This is a genomic window from Collinsella aerofaciens (assembly GCF_028206795.1).
Lineage (GTDB): Bacteria > Actinomycetota > Coriobacteriia > Coriobacteriales > Coriobacteriaceae > Collinsella > Collinsella aerofaciens_AX.
On sequence record NZ_JAQLFJ010000021.1, the window covers coordinates 1 to 24,171 of the forward strand.

Consider the following 24,171-nt stretch of genomic DNA (forward strand, 5'->3'; position numbering starts at 1 on the left):
ATGGGCTGGCGCCAGCATGGAGAGAATCTAGGTAGCTCAACGGAGAAAACCGTTGACAAAACTATAGGAACACCCCCTGCCGGCGCGGGGATTATCGCTTCACAATGACGCGCAAATAATTTTGGGCAACAAGGATGAGGCTATTCTGGGATATGACTAGACTCCGTATTTCGTCTTTATGTCCCTTGAGAATGAATCGTAGTCTTCATAGAGCCCCTCTCTGCTTTCATCCTCGGCGTGGCTTACACGTTCAAGGAGCTTATCCTTTGGAGCCTCTTTTGTTATTGCGGCCTCGCTATCGGGTATTGTGGATTGCAAGAATAGTTCTAGAGCATGGACGTCTTTGAGTATGTAGCCCGTCGAACGACCCGCCCCTGTTTTTTCGATTGCGCTGCAACTAACAAGCTGACTGAGGGTTCGTTTAACGGTAACCTCGCTGATATCGGGGCAGTTGGATCGGATGTCTGATTTCTTAATGACGCCGGGTCTCTGTTGAAATAGAACGGCGATGCGCGCTTGCTTCGACATGGGACGAGTGCTTGATCCAATTAAGGTACGCTGTTCGAGCTGTCGGTAGGCGGCCAGGGTTGTTCCGAGCATGAAACGGATAAAGGGTGCTTCGGTGTTTTGATTTTCATTCCATCCAGTGGAGCTTGCAGCGAGGGCGTTGTAGTAAAGCGCTTTGTTGTCTTCAATGAGACGTTCGATGCTGATGTAACGCGCAACGTCGTATCCAGTCTTTTCGAGCAGCAGCGTTGTAAGGAGCCGGCTCATCCTGCCATTGCCATCGTTGAAGGGATGAATACTGACAAAATCGAAGATAAAGCGGAGCGATATAAGGAGGGGATCGCAAACTTGGCGAGATAAAGCATCGTTGAGGGACTGGCAGGCTTCTTTAATAAGTCCCGGGGTTGCTAGAGCCGAAGGGGGCCTAAAGCGCACAAATCGATTGCCTTGATCGTCAATGGAGACGATTTCGTTATCGCTATCCTTCCAATGGCCTCCATACGAGATTGCCGTGTGCGCCATGAGGTCACGATGCAACTGCAGAATGACCGATGGCGTTACGGGAATGGAATCGTGTTGCTCGTGAATAAGCGACAGCACATCTCGGTATCCAGCGATTTCTTCCTCTGCGCGGGAGCTTGGCTTGGCGGAATACGCCATGATTGCTTTGAGTCTTTTTTGGGTGGTAACAATTCCTTCAAGTCCGTTGGAGGATTGGGTGCTTTGGATCTTAGCTTCCTCCATAAGGGACGATAGAAGCTCGGGTTTGACTTGACTCAGAACAAGCTGTCGGCCTTTATGCTCGCGTATCGAGAGGAGGAGGTTGGTGATTGGAGTTGCTTCGAGTTCCGCTGGGACTGTGGTGTAATCGAACTGGCGCATGCGGCTCCTTTCGGTATCACGAACATACTTTCGATATCATAATAACATGAAATGATACCGAAAATATGTTCGTGATACTGAAAGCAAGGAAAGAGCCGCGCTTCATAGCTTCTTGGAAAGCGCGGATCTGACTATCTAATTTGTCTCAATCAGTAACGGTTGGGACCGAAAAACTCGGCCAAACGTTACAGATTGAGATTAAAGGGATTGACCTGTGGCGTTTGTCTCGATCTGTAACAGTTAGACGGTTAAAAGTGGGCTACGTGTTACAGATTGAGATCTTTCAGCCCTGGTCGCCCGTTCGTCTAAATCTGTAACAGTTAGGATTGAAAATCCCTGCTAGATGTTACAGATCGAGACAAACGGCCTGCCCAGGCCCACCAAAAACAAAAAGGCCGCATGCGATCCCGTGGAGGGACTCACATGCGGCCGACAGGGGGTACGCGGCTTGAATTAGGCCATGAGCAGGCCGGTCTCCGCGACGTTCTTGTACCAGTACGCGCTCGCCTTGGGATAGCGCTTCTGGGTCTCGAAGTCGATGTAGAACAGGCCGTAGCGCTTGTTATAGCCGTTGGTCCAGGAGAACTGGTCCTGCAGCGACCACACAAAGTAGCCATCGACGTTTACACCGCCGTCGATTGCCTTGAGGATCCATGCGAGATGCTGACGCATGTAGTCGATACGAGGGGCGTCGTCGATAAAGCCGTCCTCAAAGTCGTCCTTATAGCCCATGCCGTTCTCGGTGATGTAGATCTTCTTGTAGTTGGGGTAATCATTCTTAATGCGGAGCAGCAGGTCGTACAGGCCCTCGGGATAGATAATCCAGTCCCAATCGGTGGTGGGTACGCCTTCGCGCACGCATGATTCGCCCACGCCCTTGAGGAACCAGCGCGAGGAGCCCTTGTCGCCAGTGCCATTGTGGTTGATGTCGTTTTCGCCCTCGGCGGCACGCAGGAACTGACACTTGTAGGTGTTGACGCCCAGGCAATCGTTGTAGGGGAGCGCGGCGGTCAGCGCGGCGATGTCCTCGTCGCGAACGTCGAGCTCACCGCCGGCGATATGGGCCAGCTTGGTCGCAGCCTCCATGGTGTCGGCTGCATAGTGGCCGCGGAAGGTGGCGTCGAGTACCCAGCGGTTGTTGATGACGTCAGCCATGCGGGCGGCCTCGCAGTCGGCAGCACTGTTGGGATCGAGGGGATACTTGGGCTCCAGGTTCTGGACAATGCCGATCTCGCCCTCAAAGCCGCCCTCGTGGAAGGCGACGACAGCCTTGGCGTGGGCCACCATCATGTTGTGCATGAGCTGGAAGGCCTTGTCCAGGCGATACTTCTCGCCGTGCGGCCAGTTGCCGACGATAAAGCTGCCCTCGGCGGTCGCGGGAATCTCGTTAAAGGTAAACCAGTGCTTGACCTCGGTGAACTCGGCAAAGCAGAACTTGGCGTACTCGACAAAGGCGTCGATCGTCGTGCGCGTCAGGAAGCCCTCGCCGCCGTTCTGGTAAAAGGCCTCGGGCGTATCGAAGTGATCGAGCGTGACATAGGGGATAACGCCAGCTTTGTTGCAGGTGGCGAAAAGCTCGTGATAGAAAGCGACGCCCTCGGGGTTAATCTCACCAGTTCCGTTGGGGAAGATACGGCTCCAAGCGATGGAGACGCGAATACCGTTGATGCCGAAGCGCTGGCACAGGTCGATATCGACCGGATACTTGTTGTAGAAATCGCTTGCGGGGTCGGGGGAGAAGCGACCCTGAGCAGCCAGGAAATCGTCCCAGGGCACTTTGCCCTTGCCGTGCGTGCGGGTCTCGCCCTCAACCTGGTAAGCGGCGGTGGCGCCGCCAAACACAAAGCCGTCGGGGAACTTCATGGGATTGGTCATGAGTCATCCTTTCTGTGGGATACGAATAGGGAGAGGTGCCCGAACTGGGGATTTGGGCACCAACAGAGGGAGGTAACTAGTCGAGGTTCTCGCGGAGCCACTTGATGGCGCCAGCGGGGTCACGGGTAAGGTCGATATATTCCTTACCGCGCGGGGCGAGCAGCTTAATGCCCAGACGATCGGTGTCGGCCTTCATGTCGTTGTAGTAGCTACGGACCTGCGGGGCAAGCACGATAACGTCGTACTGATCCATGATGGCAGTGTGCTGACCATAGGCGCCTGCGGAGGAAGCAATATTCTCTCCGGTCTGTGCGGCACCTTCCTTGATGGCGTTGGCAAGCATGGCAGAGGTGCCGGCGCCGGCGCACAGGACGAGGACCTTCAGGCCGTCGACATCCTTCTTGGCGGATGCGTCGGCGGCGGGCTCGGGCTGATCGGCGACAGGCTTGCTGTCGGTGGCAGCGGCGGTCGTCTCGACGGAAGCGGTAGTCTGCTCGACAGCGGGCGCAGAGGCGTTGGCGGCGATGGCAGCGGCACCATCGGACTCAAGACCCAGCTCGGCGGCGCGCTCGGCCTCCTGGTCGCAGAGCAGCTTATCGTATGCCTTCAAAAACGGCAGGTAGATGATGGCGTCCAGCAAGATAATAATCGCGACAAACACCAGGGCGATAAGCTGGAAGTTCGTGGTGATGAAGATGCCGATGGGGGCAGGGGTAGCCCAAGGCACCACGAAGGAGAAGCCGTTCATGCCCACGTTATCGATAAAGAACTTGGCAACACTCACATTGACGCAGCCGGCGGCAACAAAGGGGATGAGCATATAGGGGTTAAGAATCATCGGCGCGCCAAAGAGCAGCGGCTCGTTGACAGCAAAGGCAACAGGAACAATCGAGGCCTTACCGACGGCTTTGAGCTGCTTGGACTTCATAAAGAGAATCAGCAGAAGCGGCACGATGAACGTGGCGCCGGTGCCGCCGAACTCACCCACGAGCGACATGTTAAAGGTGAGGGAGTGGGCGGGGTGGCCACCGGCCAGCAGAACCTGCAGGTTCTCGGCCTGGTTGGCAAGACGGATGGGGTCGATGCCCGGCTGGACGATCGAGGGGCCGTGGACGCCGATGAACCAGAAGAACGCGGTGGCTGCCTGGATAAGGATAAGGCCAGGATAGGTTTCTGCAGCGGTAAAGAGCGGGGAGAGCAGTTTGATAAGCAGCTCGGAGAACGGAACGCCCATGAGGTTGCGCACGACGACATCGATAATGCCGCAGATGATGACGGCGCCGCCAAAGGGGATGATGTCGCGGAAGTTCTGAGCGATGGCGCCCGGAACCTCCTTGGGCAGCTTAATGGTCAGATCGCGCGAGACGCAGAATTTATAGACCCACACGGTAATGAACGCGGCGATATAGGCCGAGAACAGACCGCGCGTGCCCATGCTGGTGCAATCGAAGACCGAAAGCTCGGAGCCGTTGAACTTGGTGCTGAACTGCGTAACAGCGAGCAGCAGCATGCTGCACTGGGCAGCAACCATAGTGGAGCCGTCGTTGAGCACCTTGCCGGCGGGCATACGACGGTTCATGGATGCCGTGAAGTTCTTGGCGGTGGTGCCGGCAACCATGATGCCCATGACACCCATGGTGAAGTTGTAGAGCTTGTTGCACCAGTCGATGAGCGGCTGGGGCAGCGTGATGCCGACCACGCCGGGAAGCGTGGCGATCAGCAGAAAGATCGAAGAGGTGAGGACGATGGGCATGCACCCAAGGAATCCGTCCTTGATGGCCTGGAGGTAGATATTCCTCGAGATCTTCTCAAAGAACGGTTGATGCTTTTCGAGCATCTTTACGATGGCGTCCATAGAGCTCCTTTGCTGCTTGATGCGCGATGCATGTGGATGGAACTGGTCGTCGATGGATGGTCAGGACTGCCCGGAAACCTTCCTGTTTAAGGAAGGCATTGCGAAATGACAACGTTGTCATTTCGTTAATGACAACGTAAGACATTTTTGGAAGAGCAACAAGGATATACGGGTGAGTGGTCGATATTGTCCGGTAAACGGTTGATTTATCAGTCAGGCAGGTAGTGTATGCTAGAACGCAAAAAGCAAGCGATGCAAAACCGACTGGAGAAGCAGTGGCAACGATGGACAAGAAAAACGTCTCGATGAACGATGTGGCGATTGCCGCGGGTGTTTCTCTCAAGACGGTTTCGCGTGTGATCAACGAGCCCGATAGCGTGCGAGAGTCGACACGCGATAAGGTCCATGCGGCCATGGAGGCGCTCGGGTTCCGGGCGAACTTTGCCGCGCGTTCACTCAAGTTGGGCCGTTACGGGTGCATCGGCGTGGTGATGTTCCACTTGTCGGGCGGCGCCGTGGACATGATTGACGGTATCGCCGATGCCGCCGAGGAACGCGGCTTTGCGCTCACGATGATTAAGAAGCGCGCAGGGGAGAAGATGACCCTTGCCGATGCGGCGCGCAGGATGTCGCAGCTGCCTGTTGATGGCATGATCTTCAACCTGCGTCAGATGGTCGATGACTTTGATACCTTTGAGGCGCCGAAAGACCTCAAGACGGTGATTATCACACCGATGGAGCATCCTACCTGCTCTACCGTCAGTGACGATCAAGAGGGTGGTGCGCGCATGGCGTGCGAGTACTTCTTGGATCATGGTCACAAGAACGTGTATTTCGTTTCGGGTAAGAAAGAGTCGCTGTCGAGCCAGTGCCGTATGAAAGGTTGGCGTGCGGCACTCGAGGCACGTGGTATTGAGCCGCCCGAGCCTCTGCAAGGCGATTGGAATGCGGATAGTGGCTATGCCGCGGGCCTTGTGCTTGCCGATAAACCCGATTGCACGGCGGTCCTCGCTGCTAACGACTGCATGGCAAACGGCGTGATGATGGCTCTACGTGACAAAGGGCTCAACGTGCCCGACGACGTGTCCGTGATCGGCTTCGACGATGAGCTCTACAAGACGATTCCCAACTCGATTCTGACGTCGGTGAAGTTTCGCCACCGCGAGCTGGGCATCCGTGCGCTTAATGAGGTCGTCGCAGGTCTGGAAGCCCCGAGCTCCAGAAGCCGTACGCTCGTCTCGGGCGTGTTGGTCGAGCGCGCGAGCGTGCGGGATCTGCGGGCGTAGAAGTGCTCGGCTCGTTCATCTCAATCTGTAACAGCTGGGACCCAAAAACTCGACTAGGTGTTACAGATCGAGATTTTGTCTACCCAGTCATCATCTTTGTCTTGATCTGTAACAGTTAGACGGCCAAAAGCGAGTCGGATGTTACAGATTGAGACAAACGAACGCGGCCCAGCCTGCCCAAAAACAAAACGGCGGATACGACCAAGGATGCCGAAGCATCCACCGGGAAGGTCGTATCCGCCACACGGAAAGAGGTGCATGGACGCAGCGCCCATGCGATCGGGAATGGTAAGGTGCACGGCAGCGTGATGGTCACGGCGGCCGATAACGTTAACTAGTCCAGACGACGGGTCTGCGCCACGTGCTTATACCAGTATGCGCTTGCCTTGGGCGTGCGCTTCTGGGTTTCAAAGTCAACGTAGAAGAAGCCGTAACGCTTGTTGTAGCCATTGGTCCAGGAGAACTGATCCTGCAGGCTCCACAGGAAGTAGCCGCCCACGTTGACACCCACCTCCATGGCCTTGAGCAGCCAGCGCAGGTGCTGCTCGATGTAGTCGATGCGCGGTTGGTCGTCCACAAAACCGTCCTTGTAGGGGTCCTTGTAGCCCATGCCGTTCTCGGTGATGAAGATCTGCTTGTAGTTGGGGTAGCGCTGCTTAATGTAGACGAGCAGATCGAACAGACCCTCGGGATAGATGATCCAGTCCCAGTCGGTGGTGGGGATGCCGGGCTTGTTCACGTGCTCGCCAATGCCCTTGACGCGCCAGCGGCCGGTGCCCTTCTCGCCCGTACCGTTGTGGTGCAGGTCGTTCTCGCCATCGTAAGCCTTCAAGAAACGGCACTGGTAGTTGTTAACGCCCAGGTAGTCGTTGTAGAGCGCGGCCTCGCGCATGATTTCCAGATCCTCGTCTAGAATCTCGATGGTGCCGCCCGAGACGGCGGCCAGGCGGTTGGCGCACTCGAGGGTGTCGGGCGCGTAGTCGCCGCGGAACGTCGCGTCGAGCAAGAACTGGTTTTGCAGCACGTGCTCGTTGTTGGCGGCTTTGATATCGGCGGGGTCGTTCTCGTTGAGCGGGTACTTAAACTCCAGCGACTGGATGACGCCGATCTTGCCCTTAAAACCGCCGTTGTGGAAGGCCAGCACGGCCTTGGCGTGGGCGAGCATCATGTTGTGCTCGCACTGGAAGGCCTCGGCAAGATGCGCCTTGACGCCACCGGGGAAGGTGCCCTCGATGTAGGTGTTGGAGGCGTCGGCCCAGATCTCGTTAAAGGTGAACCAGTAGGTCACCTGGTCGGCGTACTCCTTAAAGCAGAAGGTGGCAAAGTCCACAAAGGCGTCGATGGTTTCGCGGTTGAGGAAGTCGCCCTTCTCAAAGAGGGGAAGCGGCGTGTCAAAGTGATGCAGCGTGACGAACGGCTCAACATGGTGCTTATGGCACTCGGCGAAGAGGTCGTGGTAGAACTGGACACCCTCGGGGTTGATCTCACCGGTGCCGTTGGGGAAGATGCGGCTCCAGGCAATGGAGAGGCGAATGCCGTTGATACCGAACTCCTCGCACAGCTCCAAGTCGACGGGGTACTGGTTGTAGAAGTCGGAGGCGGGATCGGGGGAGAAGCGCCCCTGGGCCTCCAGGAAGTCGTCCCAGGCAACCTTGCCCTTACCGTGAGTGCGGGTCTCGCCCTCTACCTGGTAGGCAGCAGTGGCGCCGCCAAAGACAAAGTCCTCGGGAAACTGCGCGGGCGGGTTGGTGACGCTAGCAGGGTTAACGGACATGATGAAATATCCAATCGTCTAAATCGAAGGGCCAGCCGGCTGTTGATGGTCGGCTGGCCCTGAGCGTTACTTACTTCGAAAGCTGCTCGGAGACGAAGGCGAGAGATTTGTCGCCGTTCTGGGAGAGCTCGATGTACTGCTTGCCACGGCAGGCGACGCACTTGTTGCCCACGCGCTCGCAGTCCTTCTGCAGGTCGGCCAGGTAGCTGGCGGCTTGCGGGGCCAGGACGACCAGGTCAAAGTCGGGGAGCATGTCCACGTGGTTGCCATATGCCTCGGCAGCGGTCTCAAGATTGATGCCGCGCTCCTTGGCAGCCTTGGCAAGTGCGTTGGCGAGCAGGCCCGAGGTACCGCCACCCTGGCAGAGCACGAGCACGCGCTTGCCGTTGAGGTCGCTGGCGGCTGTAGCTTCTGTGGTGGCAGCGGCGGGGGCGTCGGACTTCACGGCCTCGGCAGCAGCGCCGGCGGCAACGCTCTTGGCGTCGGCCTTGCCCTGGAAGGCATCGTTGAGCTTGGCGGCCTTCTCGGCGTTCTTGGCGGCGAGCTCCTCCTGGGAGATCTCGGCCTCCTCGGCGCACTTCTGGGCGTCATAGGCACGGAAGAACGGATAGTACAGGGCAAAGTCGACGACCAGGATGATGGCGAGCATCACAAAGGCGAGCGGCTGGAAGCCCAGGCCCATGATGGTGCCGATGGGGCCGGGGACGGTCCAAGGCAGGGTGTACATAAAGCCGTTCATGCCCAAGAAGTCGATAAAGATCTTGAGGATCCAGATGTTGGCGATCGGGGCAAAGACAAACGGGACAAAGAAGACGGGGTTGAGCACGATGGGCGCAGCGAACAGCAGCGGTTCGTTGACAGCGAAGCAGACGGGGACGATGGCGGCCTTACCGACGGCGCGCATCTCCTGAGACTTGGCCAGGAAGCAGAACATAAAGACCAGGACGAGCGTGGCGCCGGTGCCGCCCATGCAGACGACGAAGTACTGGGCACCCTGGGTCAGGACAGCGGAAGCGTGCTGACCGGCCTGGAACGCAGCCAGGTTGTCGGTCATATTGGCAACGAGAGCGGCAGCGATGGCGGGCTCGACGATCGAGGGGCCGTGGACGCCGACGAACCAGAACAGGCTCATGGCGCCGTAGATCACAGCGAGGCCGATGTAGCCGTCGGCAGCGGTGAACAGGGGCTGGAACACCTGGATGACGCCCTGGGCAAAGCAGAAGCCAAAAGCAGCGCGGAAGGCGATGTCAAAGACCCAAAAGACGGTGATGCAGACGGAGAAGGGGATGATGTCCTTAAAGGTCTGCGAGATGTTGGGCGGAACCTGCTCGGGCATCTTGACGGTGATGTTGCGCTTAATGAAGAACTTGTAGATGATGCCGGTCACAAACGCAGCGATGAAGGCGGTCAGCAGGCCCTTGGAACCAAGGTAGGTGGTGTTGAAGCCGCTGGCAGTGTCCGTGGCGATCGTGTCGCTCGAAAGGAGCAAGAAGCCGATGATGGCCGCGCACATGCACGAGATGAAGTTGATCTGGTTGTTCTTGGGCAGATCGCGGTTCTGAGCGTCGGCGAAGTGCTTGGCTGTGGTGGCAGCGCAGGCGATGGCCAGGATACCCATGGAGTAGTTGTAGCACTTCCACAGGGCGTTGTTGATGTCATCGGGCCAGTAGAAACCCCAGATGTTGGGAACCGAGGCTACCAGGCAGAAGATGGACGAGAAGATGATGATGGGGATGACGGAGATAAAGCCGTCGCGAATCGCCTTGAGGTACTTGTTGCGGGCGATCGCGTTGAAAAAGGGCTGGCCCTTTTCGATGATGGCGATGAGTTGCTCCATGCAATGCTCCTAAGAGTCGGTGGGTTAGCAACGATGGTAGCTTTTGGCGTTCGGTTGCCAAAATGTTGACGTTGCCATTTTGCGACACAAAAAAAGACGCGAACCGGTGGTTCCTGTGCCTGCGAACCGTCGATTCCTTGCGCGTAAACGTTTGAGCCGCCCGGTGGCTCTGTGTTTGCACAATGGCAACGTTAACATTTGGGCGCCAAAAGCCGTTTGGGGAAGCAAAAATGTCGGTGAACGGTAGGTTTTGGGTGGTGAGCGTATGGTGGGGGAGGCGTTGGATATACTTGAAGACGTTTCATTTGACTGCGCAGGATGCCACTAATGGCATCGTTGACATAGAAAGATCGACCTATGGCCGCTGTTAAAAAATCGGTTTCCGTTAAGGACGTGGCGCGTCTCGCGGGCGTCTCGGAGCAGACAGTCTCGCGTACGGTGCACGATTCGCCCAGCGTGCGCCCCGAGACCAAGGAGCGCGTGCGTGCCGCCATGCGCGAGCTGGGGTATCGCCCCAATTTTGCCGGTCGATCGCTGCGCCGCGGCAAGTTTAAGACCGTCGGCGTCGCCATGTTCAACATTACCGGTACCGGCAACCTCGACCGTATGGAGGGCTTTGCTGCCGCCGCCGATAAGCACGGCTACGCCATTACCCTCACGAAAGTAGATGGGCATCCGTATACCCTCGAGAGCGCATCGTCGCGCATGAGCGCGCTGCCGGTGGATGGTATGGTTGTGATCATGAATCGCATGCCGGCGGACTTTGGCACCTTCGAGCCACTGCCCGGCATGCAGACAGTGCTCGTTACGATGTTGGAGCACCCGCTCTGTTCAACGGTCGATAACGACCAGTTCGATTGCTCGCGCCGGGTTGTCGAGTACTTGCTGGGGCAGGGGCACAAGACCGTGCACTTTATCTCGTGTCCCGAGCGCTCGCTTTCGGGCATGCAGCGCGAGGAAGGCTGGCGCGAGACATTGCGCGCACATGGTGTTGAGCTGCCGCGACTCATCCGTGGCGATTGGACGGCGCAGAGCGGATATGCCGCAGGCCAGGCTCTGGCGGACGATCCGACCTGTACTGCCATCTATGCCTCCAACGACGCCATGGCCTACGGCTGCATTCGCGGGCTCGAGTCGCGCGGAAGGCGTGTGCCCGAGGACGTGAGCGTGGTGGGTGTTGATGACAGCCTGGGCGATATCGTGCCCGATCGTCGCCTGGCCACCGTGCGCTTTGACAACAAGCGTGTCGGCATGTGGGCAGTCGATAAGATCGCCGGTGCCGATGGGGGTGCGTCTGGCGTGGAACACATGCTGATTCCTGGTGTGCTCGTAGAGGGCGATACGGTGCGCGATTTGCGTTAGGGCGCGGTCCTGTTTGGGTTTCCGTTAATCATGTTTGATATTGTTCGAAATGGTTTGTAAACCGTTCACGGGCGAAAATTGACCGTTCATAGCTTGAAATTATGTTTTGCGTTGTTCTTTTTTGTTTGAATGTTAATGTTTCTGCCATACAGAACGCAGCGCGTATGCCCGGACGCGATGCTCTCCATTGGTTCATATGTGAAAGGAACGCAATATGGCAACCAAAGAAGAAATCTCGATGGTTGGATTCGAGATCGTCGCATACGCAGGTGACGCCCAGACCGATCTGCTTGCAGCGCTCGATGCTGCTCGCGAGGGTGATTTTGAGAAGGCCGAGCAGCTGCACAAGGATGCCAGCGATGCGCTCATCGGTGCCCACGACACGCAGACCAAGCTGCTTTCGCAGGAGGCCGGCGGTGGCGAGATGGAGATGACCTTCATCATGGCTCACGCTCAGGACACTCTCATGACCACTATGATCCTGGAGAAGCAGACCCGCTTTACCATCGATGCCTACAAGCGCATCGCCGAGCTCGAGGCCAAGCTCGCCTAACGAGCCCGCACAACCAAGCCCCCTTCCAAAAGCCCTGCCGCACCCCGCGGCAGGGCTTTTCATGTTCCCCTTTCTAAGTTGCGGTGAAATAGGGACTGAAAGGGGGCTAGCAGGCATAAAACAGTCCCTATTTCACCGCAACTTATTGGGTGCTGTTGGACATTTTGCTTCGTGGGTATACTTCCATCCGCAATACACGCCGGACTGAGGAGGTATCCAAATGCCGGACAACGGATCGATTCAAAAGAAGGGTGCGCACGAGATGTCCCACGGGCGCCCCGTTCAAATTACCGAGCATACGACGGTGACGGAGCTGCAGCCCAGCCTGTCCGATGTCGTGTGCGCAAACAAAAAGTTGCAGATCGGGTTCATCATCGCGCTCGTGGTGTTGGCGCTTCTGTCGGGCTTTGTCGCCCGTCCGCATTATGCCGACACCAAGACCTGGGACTCAACTATCGAGGTCATCGATCAAAAGAAGGGCAATGTGTTGGCGCTCACGACGTCGTGCGTGGCGCTGTCTGCGGGCATCACAGCACTGCCGGGCGACACGGGAACGCCGGTCGCCGAGCAGCTCGCACAGCTCTCGGGCAACTTAGGCATTGTGCTTGCCGTACTGTACCTCGAGAAATATCTGCTTACTATATTGTGGTCGGTCGGGCTGGGCATCCTGATCCCGTTCTCGCTCGTACTCTTCGCGGTGTCCCTTGGCATTCATGGCCGCTGGAGTACTAGCGCCGTCCTTCGCCGTGTGGCGACGCGCGTGCTGGTGGTTGCCATGATCGGCATGGCGTTGGTGCCTGCGAGCGTGTGGGTATCGCAAAAGGTCGACGAGACGTACCAGGTGAGTATCGAGCAGGCCGAGCAAAAGGCGACAAGCGCGGCTGAGGCGAGCTCGTCAAAGAGCGAAAAGAAATCTGAAGCCAAAACAGACAAAAACGTGCTTGAGCAACTGACCGAAGGCGCTTCGAGTCTACTGACTTCGGTGACCGATAGCGCCAAGTCGATGACCGACGAGGTCGTGCAGCAGGTGACCGATCTGATCGAAGGCGTCATCGTGATGATTGTGACCTCGTGCGTGATTCCGTTGCTGGTGCTCGCTGCATTCTTGTGGCTTGGGCACACGCTGCTGGGGATTGATATTTCCGGCCCCACGAACTATCTGACGGGCCGTTTTCTGAGTGCTCCGTCCAAGCACGCCAAGAAGAGCGGGCAGGCTGAGTGATCAACAAAGCGAGTTTTGGAAGATCAAACCGTAAGAAGGGCGGCCGAGATGCGTTCTCGGTCGCCCTTTTTTGTTGAGTGCGTGACCGCTCACACCTCCGTCAGACCCAAACGGTCGGCAAACACCCGCGAATGGTATTTGTTCAAAAAAGAACAAAGATAAACAAATAGTTGTTGCAGTTGTTGTTCGAATGTGTTCAAATAAACATGAACAGTGAAGAACCGCACATTCAGATGCCCGGACCTGAACGCGATTCAACACTTCCAAACAGAAACTACGCACCTGCGTATCTCTCAAGGAGGATGTCATGAGGGTTGTAATCGCTTCCGATGCCGACGGTATGTCGATGAAGGAGTCCATCAAGGAGATGCTCATCGCCGACGGTCACGAGGTCGTCGACTATTCCGAGACCCCTGCCGCGGACTTTGTCGATTCCGCGACCGCCGTCGCCAAGGACCTGCTGGAGCACAAGGATTCCCAGGGCTTTGCCTTCGATAAGTACGGCGTCGGCTCCTATATGGCCGCCGTCAAGATCAAGGGCATGGTCGTCGCCAACATTTCCGACGAGCGTTCCGCCTACATGACCCGCGAGCACAACGGTTCGCGCATGGTCACCATGGGCCCGGGCGTTGTGGGCACCGAGGTCGCCAAGAAGATCGCCCGCGAGTTCCTGCGCGCCCAGTACGCCGGCGGCCGTCACCAGATCCGTGTCGACATGCTCAACAAGATGGCCTAACGAGAGCCACCGAGAACTCGAACTTCTACCTCAACTTGTGAATTCAGACGAAAGGACGTTCTGATGAAGAAGACCATCGCAATCGGTTGCGACCATATCGTTACGGACGAGAAGATCTATCTGGCCGACCGCCTGGAGCAGGCTGGCTACAAGGTGCTCGATTGCGGCACCTACAGCCACACCCGTACGCACTACCCCATCTACGGTAAGGCCGTGGGCGAGGCTGTTGCCAGCGGCAAGGCCGACTTTGGCGTGGCCCTTTGCGGCACCGGCATCGGCATCACCAACGCCGTCAACAAGGTTCCCGGCGCCCGCTGCGCCCTGGTCCGCGACATGACCTCTGCCCTGTATGCCCGTCGCGAGCTCAACGCCAACATCGTGGGCTTTGGCGGCAAGATCACCGGCGAGTTCCTGATGGCCGACATCATGCTTGCCTTCCTGGAGGAGCCCTACGAGAAGACCCCCGAGCACGATGCCCTGATCGCCAAGATCGATGCCTGCAATAAGGCCGACGCCGAGGCTCAGGCTGACCCGCACTTCTTTGACGAGTTCCTCGAGAAGTGGGACCGCGGCGAATACCACGACTAAGGGGTTCCGGCGTTCTACCGAACGCCGGACCGGTCGACGCTGCGCGGCGCTCAGGCACCCCATCTCGCCGCTCAAACCGTCGCTCGCGTACATGAAGTACGCGTCGCTCCTCTTTCGCGGCGACTTGGGGCACCTGAGCGCCGCTCGCTGACGTTGGAGGTACCTGCAGGGTTACCGCTGTTGTTGCGAAGCGTTCTGGTACGGCGAGCAGCTCCGATAACACGTTTGCTTGCTTGGCTTGAGTGCTTCGCTCTTGGCGGTACCCGGCATTCTGCAGCTTTTCAATTGACGGCTCGCGTTTCTGTGAGGGGGCGCGGGCCGGTTTTCTATCAGCCCTATTGACTTGGCGGGCTGTCGTAAGAAAGGGAAGGCTCCTATGGAGTTTGTTCTTGATAACGGTTCTATCCGCGTAGCACTGAGCACGGCGGGCGGGTCGTTCACTTCTATTGCGGCCAACGGCTGTGAGTACCTGTGGCAGGGTGACCCGGCGGTCTGGTCGGGCCAGGCACCCATTTGTTTCCCGATCTGCGGTGGCCTTCGTGACGGTCACGCAATGACCATGGGCGGCCGCGAGGTAAAGCTCGCTCGCCACGGCTTTGCGCGCAAACAGGAGTGGAAGCTCGAGGAACAGAGCGACAACATGGTTGCGCTGAGCCTAAGCTCTACCGACCATGCCGAGCTGCTCGAGCAGTACCCGTATCCGTTTAAGATCGTTGCTCGTTACACGATCGATTCGGAAAAGGTGGCCGTGTCGTACGAGGTGACCAATGAGGGCACCGAGGACATGCCGTTCTTTGTGGGCGGTCACCCCGGCTTTAAGTGCCCGCTCGACGAGGGCGAGTCCTATGACGACTACGAGCTCCGTTTTGAGCAGCGTGAGGCCACCGAGCTCTGTACTGCCGTTCCCTCGACGGGCCTGATTGATGTTGAGCATCGCAGCAAGAACCCCATGATCGGCCAGAACCTGCCGCTTACCCACGAACTCTTCGACTTCGCGGAGACCATCTTCGACGTGCTCGAGAGCCGCGTGGTTACGTTGACCAAGAAAACCGAGGACAAGGGCGTGCGCCTGACGTTCCCCGATATGCCGTACCTGATTGTGTGGAGTAAGCCCGAGGGCGACTTTGTGGCTGTTGAACCGTGGGGTGGTCTGTCCACCTGCTCCGACGAGGACGATATCCTGGAGCACAAGCGTGGCTGCCTGGTGGCCAAGCCGGGAGAGACCGTCACCCGCGGTTTTGAGATCGAGATCCTTTAACGAGTTATCGTATGTTTGGGGCGGGTTATGCCGCCCCGGAACAGGAGTTCAACATGATTCTGACCGTTACCATGAACCCGTCGATTGATACGCGCTATCAGCTCGACAAGCTGATCATCGACGATGTTAACCGTGTGACGCCCGAAAAGACCGCTGGCGGCAAGGGCCTCAACGTGAGCCGTGTGCTGCTGCAGTTGGGCGACGACGTGCTCGCGACCGGTCTGCTCGGCGGCCACATGGGTGCCTATATGGCCGAGCTCATGGATGCCGATGGCGTCAAGAACGACTTTGTGCCCATCGCCGGTGAGACGCGCATTTGCCTGAATATTCTGCACGAGGGTAATCAGACCGAGCTGCTGGAGAGCGGCCCGCAGATCGCCCCGGCCGAGCTCGAGGCCTTTACGGCCAAGTTCGCCGAGCTTGCAGCGAAGGCGGACGTTGTGACGCTTTCGGGCTCGCTGCCGCGCGGCGTCGATGCCGGCTACTATGCCGAGCTCGTCAAGATCGCCGAGAAGGCGGGCGCCAAGGTGCTGCTCGACACCTCGGGTGCATCGCTGGAGGCCGCGCTGGAGTCCGACGCTAAGCCTGAGCTCGTAAAGCCCAACCTGACCGAGATTAACGGCCTGCTGGGTACGTCCTTTACGACCGATGATGTCGATGCCCTGCGCGAGGCGCTTGCCGCCGATGACCGCTTTGCCGGTATCCCCTGGGTTGTCGTTTCGATGGGCGCTGCCGGTTCGGTGGGCTTCCATGAGGGTCGTGCGTTCCGCGCCAAGACGCCCGCGATTGCGGCTGTGAACGCGACGGGTTCCGGCGACTCGACCATCGCCGGTTTTGCGCATGCCATTGCTGCTGGTGCCGACGACGTCACGGTGCTCAAGACCGCCAATACCTGCGGCAAGCTCAACGCCATGGATCCCAAGACCGGCCACCTGGTCATGGACCGCTGGGACGAGATCTACAACAACGTTGAAGTAACGGAGCTGTAGGGTTACGCGGTTATACCAAACCGCGTAACGGCTCGACGCTGCGCGGGCCGCATTTGGACAATCTGACGTTCAACTTCAAGGGCGCGACCGGAAGGTCAGCGCCCTTTCGTTTCACGTCACCTTGTCTCAAATGCGGCCCGCTCGCTGCCGTTGCCAAAACATCGGCGTTACCTTGCTTCGGGAATGCGGCAGAGAGGGACGTTCCTTTTCTGCCGGCAGTTTGGGACACTCCTTACGGGGCACTCCCTCCACAGCGCCTATGCCAGCTTGTCGATTTGCCCAATCTCCCAGAGCGGAATGTTGACGAGCGTGCCCTCGTCTCTATATGCCGCTAACGATGTTCTCACGCAGCGCTCGAGCTTGAACTTCTCGCAGGCAATCCTCAGACTCTTTGCTTTGAGATTCTCTGCCGCCTTGACCTCGAGCGGAAGCACGATCCCCGCATGGTCGATGGCAAAGTCAGTCTCTGCATTGCCGGAGGAGGATGACCAATACGCGGGAGTTTTGCCTTGGAGCAAAAGCTCCTGTGCGACGTATTGCTCGGTCAGCGAGCCTTTGAACTCCGTAAAAACAGCGGGCCCGTTCAGAACAATGGCCGGCGAGAGGCCGGAGAGTGCTCCGAGGATGCCGGTGTCGATACAGAACAGCTTGAAGCCCGAGAGATCCTCGTAGCTTGTGAGCGGTGCTCTTAGGGCGGAAACACGTGGTACCTTATGAACGATTCCATAGTCCATGAGCCACTGGAGGCTTTCCTCAAAATCGCGTGCGCGCGCCCCGGGACGAAGCGCGCCGTAGACGAACTTCTTGTTTTCCTTTGCGAGCTGGCCGGGAAGGGATTTCCAAACCAGCCTCATGCGCTCGACGATGCGGGCTGGCGCATGCTTGCCAAAATCGGATTCGTAAGCTTCGATGATTTGCTGCTGGAGCCTGCGGGCCTCGATGAAATCGTGGGAGGCGGCGAAAGCGGAGACAACTTCTGGCATGCCACCGACAACGAGGTATTCCTTGAGCAGGCGCTCGAGCTTTTCGGAAACGTTTGCCAGCAGGTCCATGTCTGCGGCAAGGATGGCATCTGCGAGCGGATCGCCATCGACGGCACGAACGAACTCGACAAACCCCATGGGGCGCATGGTGAGCTGGTCGATCTTGCCGACGGGGAACGACTCGTTTTCGCGTCGGAGCGCGAGCCCCATATAGGAGCCGGCTGCCACGATATGGTATTCCGGCGCCAGCTCGTTGAAGTATTTGAGCGAGGTGATGCCACGCGGTGCCTCTTGGATTTCGTCGAAGATGATGAGTGTGTCTGTCGGCGTTATGGTCTGGCCGCGCAGGAGCTCTATCTGGGAGATGATGCGTTTGGGGTCAAGGCTTCCGTCGAACAGCGAACGTGCGCCCGGTTCGAGCATAAAGTCAAAACGGATGACGTTTTGATACTGCTGGCCTGCGAATTCGTTGAGAAGCCAGGTTTTTCCCGTCTGGCGGGCCCCCTTAAGCAGGAGGGGCTTGCGATTTGCCCTAGATTTCCAAGCGATGAGTTCGTCCATTAGCTGTCGCTGCATACTGCCCCCTAACGATCATGGTTAGTATAAGACTGTCTTGGTCTTTCCATCGAAAAATGTGGGAGTAAACCACGTTTTTCCATCGAAAAATGTGGTAGTAAACCACGTTTTTCCATCGAATAATGTGGGGTTTAAGTCGGCACCTGGGGGCGTTCCTTCTCTGCCGGCAGTTTGGAACACTCCTTGTTTTGGTGTAAATTAGCTACCCTTGCATCAGAAAACGGCGCCCGTCGGCGATGTTGCCGGCGGGCGCCGTTGTCGTGTAGGCGCTATTTGTTAAGTGCGTGCGTTCGAGCTCGCGTGCTACAGCGAGTCGATGAAGCGCTGTTGGGCGGCGCGGCCGGCCTCGTCCCATTTAAAGACGCCGGCGTTGTCGAGCACGTGGCCAAACACCACGCCGACCTCCTCGTGCAGGATGTCGATGGCGTTATCGGCCGTAAGCTCATTGGCACGACGGGTGTAGACGTCCAGGGCCCACGCGGTGTGGCTGCGGCAAAGGTCGTCGCCCTCGAGTGCGGCGGCAAGATCGTAGCTTGCGTCAGCCTTGGCTGCCAGCAGGTGCTCGCGAACGGCACCAAGCTCGGGAACCAAACGCGGCGGTAAAATGGCCAGGCCCATGACCTCGATCAGGCCGATGTTCTCCTTCTTAATGTGGTGGTACTCGGCATGCGGATGGAAAACGCCCAGCGGATGCTCGTCGGTCGTGATGTTGCAGCGAAGCGCCAGGTAGGACTCGTAAATCTCGCCGCCGGCGTTGCCGCGGGAGTCTACGCGGCGAATGACGGGCGTCACGGTGTTGTGGGCCACGCCGTCGGCCGTGTGTGCGATGATGCCCACAGACTCATCGGTCCACTCGCGCCAGGCGAGGATAATCTTCTCGGCAGCGTCGAGCAGCTGGGCGCGGTCATGCGAGCGCAGGCGCAGCACCGAGAGCGGCCACTGCAGCACGGTACCGCTAACCTGATCAAATCCGGGCACGCTAAACTGCGAGACCTCGGCGGCGTGCATCATGGGGAACTCGTGCGCGCCGCCCTGGAAGTGGTCGTGCGACAAGATCGAGCCGCCCACGATGGGCAGGTCGGCGTTGGAGCCAATAAAGTAGTGCGGGAACAGGTCGACAAAGTCGAGCAGGCAGGTCAGGCCCTTGCGGTCCACGTGCATCGGGCGATGCTCGGAGCTCATGGCAATGCAGTGCTCGTTAAAATACGCATACGGGCTGTACTGGAAACCCCAGCGCTCGCCGTCGAGCTGGATGGGGATAACACGCAGATTCTGTCGGGCGGGGTGAGCGCCTCCGTCGGCTGCGGCGGAGCGTCCGGGATAGCCCTCGTTTTCGATGCAGAGCTGGCAGGCGGGATACTTCTCGCCCGTGTTCTTGGCGGCACCTGCCGCGGCGATATCGCGCGGGTCCTTCTCAGGCTTGGACAGGTTGATGGTGATCTCAAGATCGCCCCAGTTGGTGGGGGTGCTCCATTTGATGTTGCGCGCGATGGCGGCACGGCGCACGTAGCCGGCGTCGCAGCACAGGCCGTAGAACCATTCGGTCGCGGCGCGGGGCTCGTTGACGCCCATACGACCGTTGAACTCTTCGTTTACAACCGAAGGCCTCGGCATGAGCGCGCCCATGATTCGCATGGCGATGCGGTCGCGGCCCGATGCTGTGTCCTCGGCGGCACCGTTGGCAACGGCGGTCTCGGAAAGCGCGGCAAGCGTGCCTTCAAGGTCAAAGTCGGGCAGGGTATCGGGGTGCAAGAGCGAGAGTTTCTCAACCTGGAGCGCCCAGGCCATATCGAGCGCGGGCCCCGTAGCGCCGATGCACTCCAAAATGGTGTTGTATGCCCAGATGCGGTCGTCCTGGCCGATCATCGATCGGTGGATGGCGTACTCGATCAGGTTCTGTGCGGCCTCGCGCACGTCAGTCATTACAGCCATGCCGCGTAAGCCCCCTTGTCAGAGATGGCGTAGTGACGGGCAGAGCCCTCGCCCAGCCAGCCGTTCATCTTGGCAATGAAGGTGTCGACCAGGTCGAGCGGCACGAAGGCCTGGATGGTGCCACCAAAGCCGCCACCGTGAATACGAACGGCACCGCGACCGTCGAGCACGTGCTCGGCCAGTGCCAGGGCATACATTGAGGGCTGCTCGGAGCCCAGCTTGGCGACGACATTCTGCAGGTACATGGCAGAGCTGGCGCCGGACTCGCGCGTCAGGACCAGGAACTGGTCGATGTCGCCGGCGTTCAGGGCCGCCCAGCGCTTATCGACCAGGCCGTTCTCGTACCAGTAGTGAACGGCGCGCAGGCACGCGCGGTCGCCCAGCTTGGCGCGCAGCTCGGGGAGCTTGGCGTCAAAGTCGGCAACGTCGACCTCGCACAGGCGTGCCTTGCCAAACTCGGCGGCGACGTCTTGCATCTCGCGGGGAACGGCGGCGTAGTCGTCGGTGGCGGCCACGTGGTCGGCGCCTACTTTAACGAGCACGAGCGCATAGCCGTGATCCTCAAAGTTGAGCTCAAGCTTCTGGGTCTTAGGCTGAGCCTGGTCCTCAAAGTCCATGTAGGCAAGGCCGCCCAGACATACGGCGGCCTGGTCCATCAGACCGCAGGGCTTGCCGTAGTAGTTGTTCTCGGTGCGCTGGCTCATCTGCGCGAGCGCGACGGGCTCAATGGCGGGCGCGCCCCAGAGCGTCTCCATGGCGCGGCCGTATGCGGCCTCGACGGCGGCAGAGCTGGAAAGGCCGCCGCCCGAGGGGACGGAGCAGGTGAAGGCGAAGTCGAAGCCCTGGGGCTCAACGCCCAGAGCTGCAATCTCGTGGGCCATACCGCGGACGAGGCTCGCGGACGTGCCCTTCTCGGACTCCTGAACATCTAGCGTGTCGAGTGTGATCTCAAAGGTGGGGTAGCCCTCATCGGCGACGCGAACCTTGTTGGTGTCGGTCGCTACGGCAATGCCGTCAACGGCGACATCGAGCGAGCCGGCGATGACGTGGCCGCCCTCGTGGTCGGTGTGGTTGCCACTGATCTCGGAACGGCCGGGCGCGTGCACATAGAGCACCTGGCGGTCGCCGATGGGGCCAAACTCCTCCTCAAACAGCTTGGTGAGCGTGGCGAATGTCTTTTCGTCGGGGGTGGTCATGGGAGTCCTTTCCTTGGCGCGCACGGGTTGGTTTTGCGTCGTTATGAGTACGTTAACAACTTGAAGCGGCATGAACCAAGTGTTCACGATACCGCACGTTACGGGCTATGTTAACGTACTCATAACACATCGCTTGTCACTTTTTGAGAATCTGGTAATCGGTAGAAATTCAGCCGTGAACGGTACTGCCGTATGGACTTATAAAGCAGAAGAGATGCAGATAGAAAAAGTAGAGTACGTTAACATGCGTCCGACGATAGCGGGCCTCGGCGCGGGATGTATTTCTGCCCGGGCCAGCATTCACGCTATTCAGATCTCGCAAGGGTGAAGGTGATCCTGTGGCAAGGCGCCCGTCCAACGATACCAGTTCGCGTCCGGTCTCCATGGCTGACGTCGCCCGCGCTGCCGGCGTTTCGCAGCAGACGGTTTCGCGCGTCGCCAACGGCTTGCCCAACGTTAACGAGCAGACGCGCCAGCGCGTGCAGGCTGCTATGCAAGAGCTCGGCTTTCGTCCGAGTTATGCCGGTCGCTCGCTGCGCGACGGCCGTTACCATTCGGTCGGCCTATGCATCAACGATGTCACCAAGTTTGGCAACCTCTCAATGATCGACGGCATCGCCAGCGCTGCTCGCGAGCATAATTGCGCCATCACGCTGGTCGAGATGTCCAAGACTGAGGAATTCTCGCTTGCCGAGGCCACGCGTCGTATGGCCGCATTGCCGGTGGATGGCATCATCATCGGCATGAGCCGCATGGCGCCCGATTTTGAGACGTTTGATCCACTGCCGGGCATTGGAACGGTCATCGTTACCATGTACGCGCATCCGCGCGTGACTACGGTCGATTCCGACCATTACGGCTGCTCGCTCTTGCTTATGGATCACCTGTTTGAGCTGGGGCACGGGCAGATTCGCTATATTGGCGGCCCGTCGTTCTCGGTCGACGAGCAATTTCGTCGAGCCGGTTGGCAGGATGCGCTCGAGCGTAAACACATCGAGCCGGCAGAGCCGCTCGAGGGAGACTGGTCTGCCAACAGTGGCTACGAGGCCGGCAGATATCTGGCCGAGCACGACCGCACTATGACGGCGATCTATGCGGCAAACGACCAGATGGCAAATGGCGCGATTGCCGCGCTGCGCGATAGCGGTCTGCGCGTGCCCGAGGACGTGAGCGTGGTGGGCGTCGACGACTCGCTCGACGACTTTGTCGCGCATAACGAGCTCACGACCGTTCGATTCGATTTGCATCAGCGCGGACGCGAGGTATTCGAGCATGCGGTTCCCGAGGCGGGTACGGCGGGCAAAACCGTTGCCATTCGTATTCCCGGCCAGCTCATTATTCGACATAGCACGGCGATACCACGCTCATAGTTTGCGCAGGTAAACGGCGATTTATCGTATTTCAATAACAATCGGTAAGGATGCCGGCAGATAACAGTTGGAATGCTGCCGAGTGCTATGATAGACGGGTTCTTTTGTCTATCTAGGAGGCTTTGCCTGATGGAGATCACCAAGGATATCCGCTACATCGGTGTCGACGATCACGACATTGACCTGTTCGAGGGCCAGTACGACGTGTCCGAGAACGGCATGGCATACAACAGCTATGTTATCTTGGGCGATAAAATCGCTGTCGCCGATTCGGTTGACGCTGGCTTTGTCGACGAATGGCTCGGCAACCTCGAGGCCGCGCTCGACGGCCGTACGCCCGACTACCTGGTCGTCCATCACATGGAGCCCGATCACTCCGCCGGCATTGCCGCCTTTATGGAGCGCTATCCCCAGGCGCAGATCGTGGCCAGCATGGGTGCCTTCCGCATGATGGTCAACTACTTTGGCACTGATTTCCCCGAGCGTAAGATGGTCGTCAAAGAGGGCGACGTGCTCGATCTGGGCGGCCACAGCCTAACCTTTATCGGCGCTCCCAACGTGCACTGGCCCGAGGTTCTCTTCTCCTACGAGGCCACTGACAAGGTACTCTTTAGTGCCGACGGCTTTGGCAAGTTTGGCGCCAACGACATCGAGGATCCGGAGGGCTGGGCCTGCGAGGCTCGCCGCTATTACTTTGGCATCGTGGGCAAGTTCGGCAAGTTTGTGCAGGCCGTGCTCAAGAAGGCTGCCAATCTGGACATTCAGGTCATCTGCCCGCTCCACGGCCCTGTTCTTACCGAGAACCTGGGATATTACCTCGACACCTACAACACCTGGTCGAGCTATCAACCCGAGGACGAGGGCATCACGATTGCCTACGCGAGCGTGTACGGCCATCTGAAGACCGCCGTTGAGGAGCTCGCCGCCGCGCTCGAGGCTCGCGGCCAGAAGGTTTCCGTCTTTGACCTAGCTCGCGACGATATGGCCGAGGCCGTTGAGGACGCGTTCCGCTATGACCGTCTGGTGCTTGCCTCCATTACCTATCAGGGCGAGATCTTCCCGTTCATGAGCACTTTTATCCACACGCTTGCCGAGCACGCCTACCAGAACCGTACGGTGGCGCTCGTCGAGGCCGGCTCCTGGGCGCCCGTCGCTGCCAAGGTTATGACCAAGGAGCTCGAGGGCATGAAGGACATCACCCTGGCGCAGAACAAGGTGACCGTCCTGGGCTCGCTCAACGACGCCTCGCGCGCTCAGATCGAGGCCCTTGCCGACGAGCTTTCCAAGTAGCAATACTTTCACGTTTGACGCGCAAACCACCACAAAGGGGACAGTGAACTGCCTCCCATTTCTTGGACATCGGGAAATGGGAGGTTTTCCATGAGTATAG

At 58.6% G+C, this 24,171-nt stretch carries 18 protein-coding genes; 10 read left to right on the forward strand and 8 right to left on the reverse strand.

Going from position 1 to position 24,171, the window contains the following annotated elements; all coding sequences use genetic code 11:
* Positions 1-156: 156 nt before the first annotated feature.
* The 3 genes from PMX70_RS09885 to PMX70_RS09895 form a co-directional block, all read right to left on the reverse strand.
* Entirely contained in the window at positions 157-1,389 is a 1,233-nt protein-coding gene (locus PMX70_RS09885) for a Fic family protein (RefSeq protein WP_271743462.1), read from the reverse strand.
* 453 nt (positions 1,390-1,842) lie between these two features.
* Complete coding sequence (lacG, locus tag PMX70_RS09890) at positions 1,843-3,264, reverse strand: 6-phospho-beta-galactosidase (RefSeq protein WP_271743463.1); 1,422 nt, start codon at positions 3,262-3,264, stop codon at positions 1,843-1,845.
* 76 nt (positions 3,265-3,340) lie between these two features.
* A complete protein-coding gene (locus PMX70_RS09895) occupies positions 3,341-5,119 on the reverse strand; it encodes a PTS lactose transporter subunit IIBC (RefSeq protein ID WP_271743464.1) in 1,779 nt (592 codons plus the stop codon).
* Positions 5,120-5,403: 284 nt separating this feature from the next.
* On the opposite strand from PMX70_RS09895, the gene PMX70_RS09900 reads away from it, so the two are divergent.
* Entirely contained in the window at positions 5,404-6,405 is a 1,002-nt protein-coding gene (locus PMX70_RS09900; RefSeq protein WP_271743465.1) for a LacI family DNA-binding transcriptional regulator, read from the forward strand.
* A 334-nt stretch (positions 6,406-6,739) separates the two neighbouring features.
* Here the strand turns inward: PMX70_RS09900 and lacG (PMX70_RS09905) are convergent, their stop codons facing one another.
* Both lacG (PMX70_RS09905) and PMX70_RS09910 read right to left on the reverse strand, forming a co-directional pair.
* Positions 6,740-8,179: a 6-phospho-beta-galactosidase gene (gene lacG / locus PMX70_RS09905; protein ID WP_022094685.1), complete on the reverse strand. Its 1,440-nt coding sequence runs from the start codon at positions 8,177-8,179 to the stop codon at positions 6,740-6,742.
* A gap of 70 nt (positions 8,180-8,249) precedes the next feature.
* Positions 8,250-10,016 (reverse strand): PTS transporter subunit EIIC, encoded by a 1,767-nt coding sequence (locus PMX70_RS09910; protein WP_271743466.1) that lies wholly within the window; start codon positions 10,014-10,016, stop codon positions 8,250-8,252.
* Positions 10,017-10,373: 357 nt separating this feature from the next.
* On the opposite strand from PMX70_RS09910, the gene PMX70_RS09915 reads away from it, so the two are divergent.
* The 7 genes from PMX70_RS09915 (at position 10,374) to PMX70_RS09945 (ending at position 16,724) form a co-directional block, all read left to right on the forward strand.
* Complete coding sequence (locus PMX70_RS09915) at positions 10,374-11,378, forward strand: LacI family DNA-binding transcriptional regulator (RefSeq protein ID WP_271743467.1); 1,005 nt, start codon at positions 10,374-10,376, stop codon at positions 11,376-11,378.
* A 214-nt stretch (positions 11,379-11,592) separates the two neighbouring features.
* A complete protein-coding gene (locus tag PMX70_RS09920) occupies positions 11,593-11,931 on the forward strand; it encodes a PTS lactose/cellobiose transporter subunit IIA (protein ID WP_006234827.1) in 339 nt (112 codons plus the stop codon).
* A gap of 220 nt (positions 11,932-12,151) precedes the next feature.
* A complete protein-coding gene (locus PMX70_RS09925) occupies positions 12,152-13,153 on the forward strand; it encodes a hypothetical protein (RefSeq protein ID WP_271743468.1) in 1,002 nt (333 codons plus the stop codon).
* 307 nt (positions 13,154-13,460) lie between these two features.
* Positions 13,461-13,889, forward strand: coding sequence for a galactose-6-phosphate isomerase subunit LacA (lacA, locus tag PMX70_RS09930; protein ID WP_006234830.1), 429 nt, complete (start codon positions 13,461-13,463; stop codon positions 13,887-13,889).
* Between the two features lie 63 nt (positions 13,890-13,952).
* Entirely contained in the window at positions 13,953-14,477 is a 525-nt protein-coding gene (lacB, locus tag PMX70_RS09935; RefSeq protein ID WP_006234831.1) for a galactose-6-phosphate isomerase subunit LacB, read from the forward strand.
* Positions 14,478-14,853: 376 nt separating this feature from the next.
* Positions 14,854-15,735, forward strand: coding sequence for an aldose 1-epimerase family protein (locus PMX70_RS09940; protein WP_271743469.1), 882 nt, complete (start codon positions 14,854-14,856; stop codon positions 15,733-15,735).
* 53 nt (positions 15,736-15,788) lie between these two features.
* The gene (locus PMX70_RS09945) at positions 15,789-16,724 is read left to right on the forward strand and encodes a hexose kinase (protein ID WP_271743470.1); all 936 of its coding nucleotides are present in this window, start codon (positions 15,789-15,791) and stop codon (positions 16,722-16,724) included.
* Between the two features lie 257 nt (positions 16,725-16,981).
* On the opposite strand, the gene PMX70_RS09950 is transcribed toward PMX70_RS09945, so the two are convergent.
* From PMX70_RS09950 to PMX70_RS09960, 3 genes are all read right to left on the reverse strand, one after another.
* Positions 16,982-18,283, reverse strand: coding sequence for an ATP-binding protein (locus tag PMX70_RS09950; RefSeq protein WP_271743471.1), 1,302 nt, complete (start codon positions 18,281-18,283; stop codon positions 16,982-16,984).
* A 303-nt stretch (positions 18,284-18,586) separates the two neighbouring features.
* Positions 18,587-20,215 carry a UDP-glucose--hexose-1-phosphate uridylyltransferase gene (locus tag PMX70_RS09955; protein WP_271743472.1) on the reverse strand — a complete coding sequence of 543 codons (1,629 nt, stop codon included), beginning with the start codon at positions 20,213-20,215 and terminating at the stop codon, positions 18,587-18,589.
* On the reverse strand, positions 20,206-21,411 hold the full coding sequence (locus tag PMX70_RS09960) for a galactokinase (protein ID WP_271743473.1): 1,206 nt from the start codon (positions 21,409-21,411) through the stop codon (positions 20,206-20,208). The genes PMX70_RS09955 and PMX70_RS09960 overlap by 10 nt, the downstream gene beginning before the upstream one ends.
* A 383-nt stretch (positions 21,412-21,794) precedes the next feature.
* Here PMX70_RS09960 and PMX70_RS09965 point away from each other — a divergent pair, with 383 nt between their 5' ends.
* Positions 21,795-22,781: a LacI family DNA-binding transcriptional regulator gene (locus PMX70_RS09965; RefSeq protein WP_271743475.1), complete on the forward strand. Its 987-nt coding sequence runs from the start codon at positions 21,795-21,797 to the stop codon at positions 22,779-22,781.
* A 129-nt stretch (positions 22,782-22,910) separates the two neighbouring features.
* Positions 22,911-24,071 carry an FprA family A-type flavoprotein gene (locus tag PMX70_RS09970; protein WP_271743474.1) on the forward strand — a complete coding sequence of 387 codons (1,161 nt, stop codon included), beginning with the start codon at positions 22,911-22,913 and terminating at the stop codon, positions 24,069-24,071.
* Positions 24,072-24,171: the final 100 nt, after the last annotated feature.

Coding starts and splice junctions, on each gene's coding strand:
- PMX70_RS09885 (WP_271743462.1), bottom strand. CDS start 1,389: ATGCGCCAGTTCGATTACACCACAGTCCCAGCGGAACTCGAAGCAACT.
- lacG (WP_271743463.1), bottom strand. CDS start 3,264: ATGACCAATCCCATGAAGTTCCCCGACGGCTTTGTGTTTGGCGGCGCC.
- PMX70_RS09895 (WP_271743464.1), bottom strand. CDS start 5,119: ATGGACGCCATCGTAAAGATGCTCGAAAAGCATCAACCGTTCTTTGAG.
- PMX70_RS09900 (WP_271743465.1), top strand. CDS start 5,404: ATGGACAAGAAAAACGTCTCGATGAACGATGTGGCGATTGCCGCGGGT.
- lacG (WP_022094685.1), bottom strand. CDS start 8,179: ATGTCCGTTAACCCTGCTAGCGTCACCAACCCGCCCGCGCAGTTTCCC.
- PMX70_RS09910 (WP_271743466.1), bottom strand. CDS start 10,016: ATGGAGCAACTCATCGCCATCATCGAAAAGGGCCAGCCCTTTTTCAAC.
- PMX70_RS09915 (WP_271743467.1), top strand. CDS start 10,374: ATGGCCGCTGTTAAAAAATCGGTTTCCGTTAAGGACGTGGCGCGTCTC.
- PMX70_RS09920 (WP_006234827.1), top strand. CDS start 11,593: ATGGCAACCAAAGAAGAAATCTCGATGGTTGGATTCGAGATCGTCGCA.
- PMX70_RS09925 (WP_271743468.1), top strand. CDS start 12,152: ATGCCGGACAACGGATCGATTCAAAAGAAGGGTGCGCACGAGATGTCC.
- lacA (WP_006234830.1), top strand. CDS start 13,461: ATGAGGGTTGTAATCGCTTCCGATGCCGACGGTATGTCGATGAAGGAG.
- lacB (WP_006234831.1), top strand. CDS start 13,953: ATGAAGAAGACCATCGCAATCGGTTGCGACCATATCGTTACGGACGAG.
- PMX70_RS09940 (WP_271743469.1), top strand. CDS start 14,854: ATGGAGTTTGTTCTTGATAACGGTTCTATCCGCGTAGCACTGAGCACG.
- PMX70_RS09945 (WP_271743470.1), top strand. CDS start 15,789: ATGATTCTGACCGTTACCATGAACCCGTCGATTGATACGCGCTATCAG.
- PMX70_RS09950 (WP_271743471.1), bottom strand. CDS start 18,283: ATGCAGCGACAGCTAATGGACGAACTCATCGCTTGGAAATCTAGGGCA.
- PMX70_RS09955 (WP_271743472.1), bottom strand. CDS start 20,215: ATGGCTGTAATGACTGACGTGCGCGAGGCCGCACAGAACCTGATCGAG.
- PMX70_RS09960 (WP_271743473.1), bottom strand. CDS start 21,411: ATGACCACCCCCGACGAAAAGACATTCGCCACGCTCACCAAGCTGTTT.
- PMX70_RS09965 (WP_271743475.1), top strand. CDS start 21,795: ATGGCTGACGTCGCCCGCGCTGCCGGCGTTTCGCAGCAGACGGTTTCG.
- PMX70_RS09970 (WP_271743474.1), top strand. CDS start 22,911: ATGGAGATCACCAAGGATATCCGCTACATCGGTGTCGACGATCACGAC.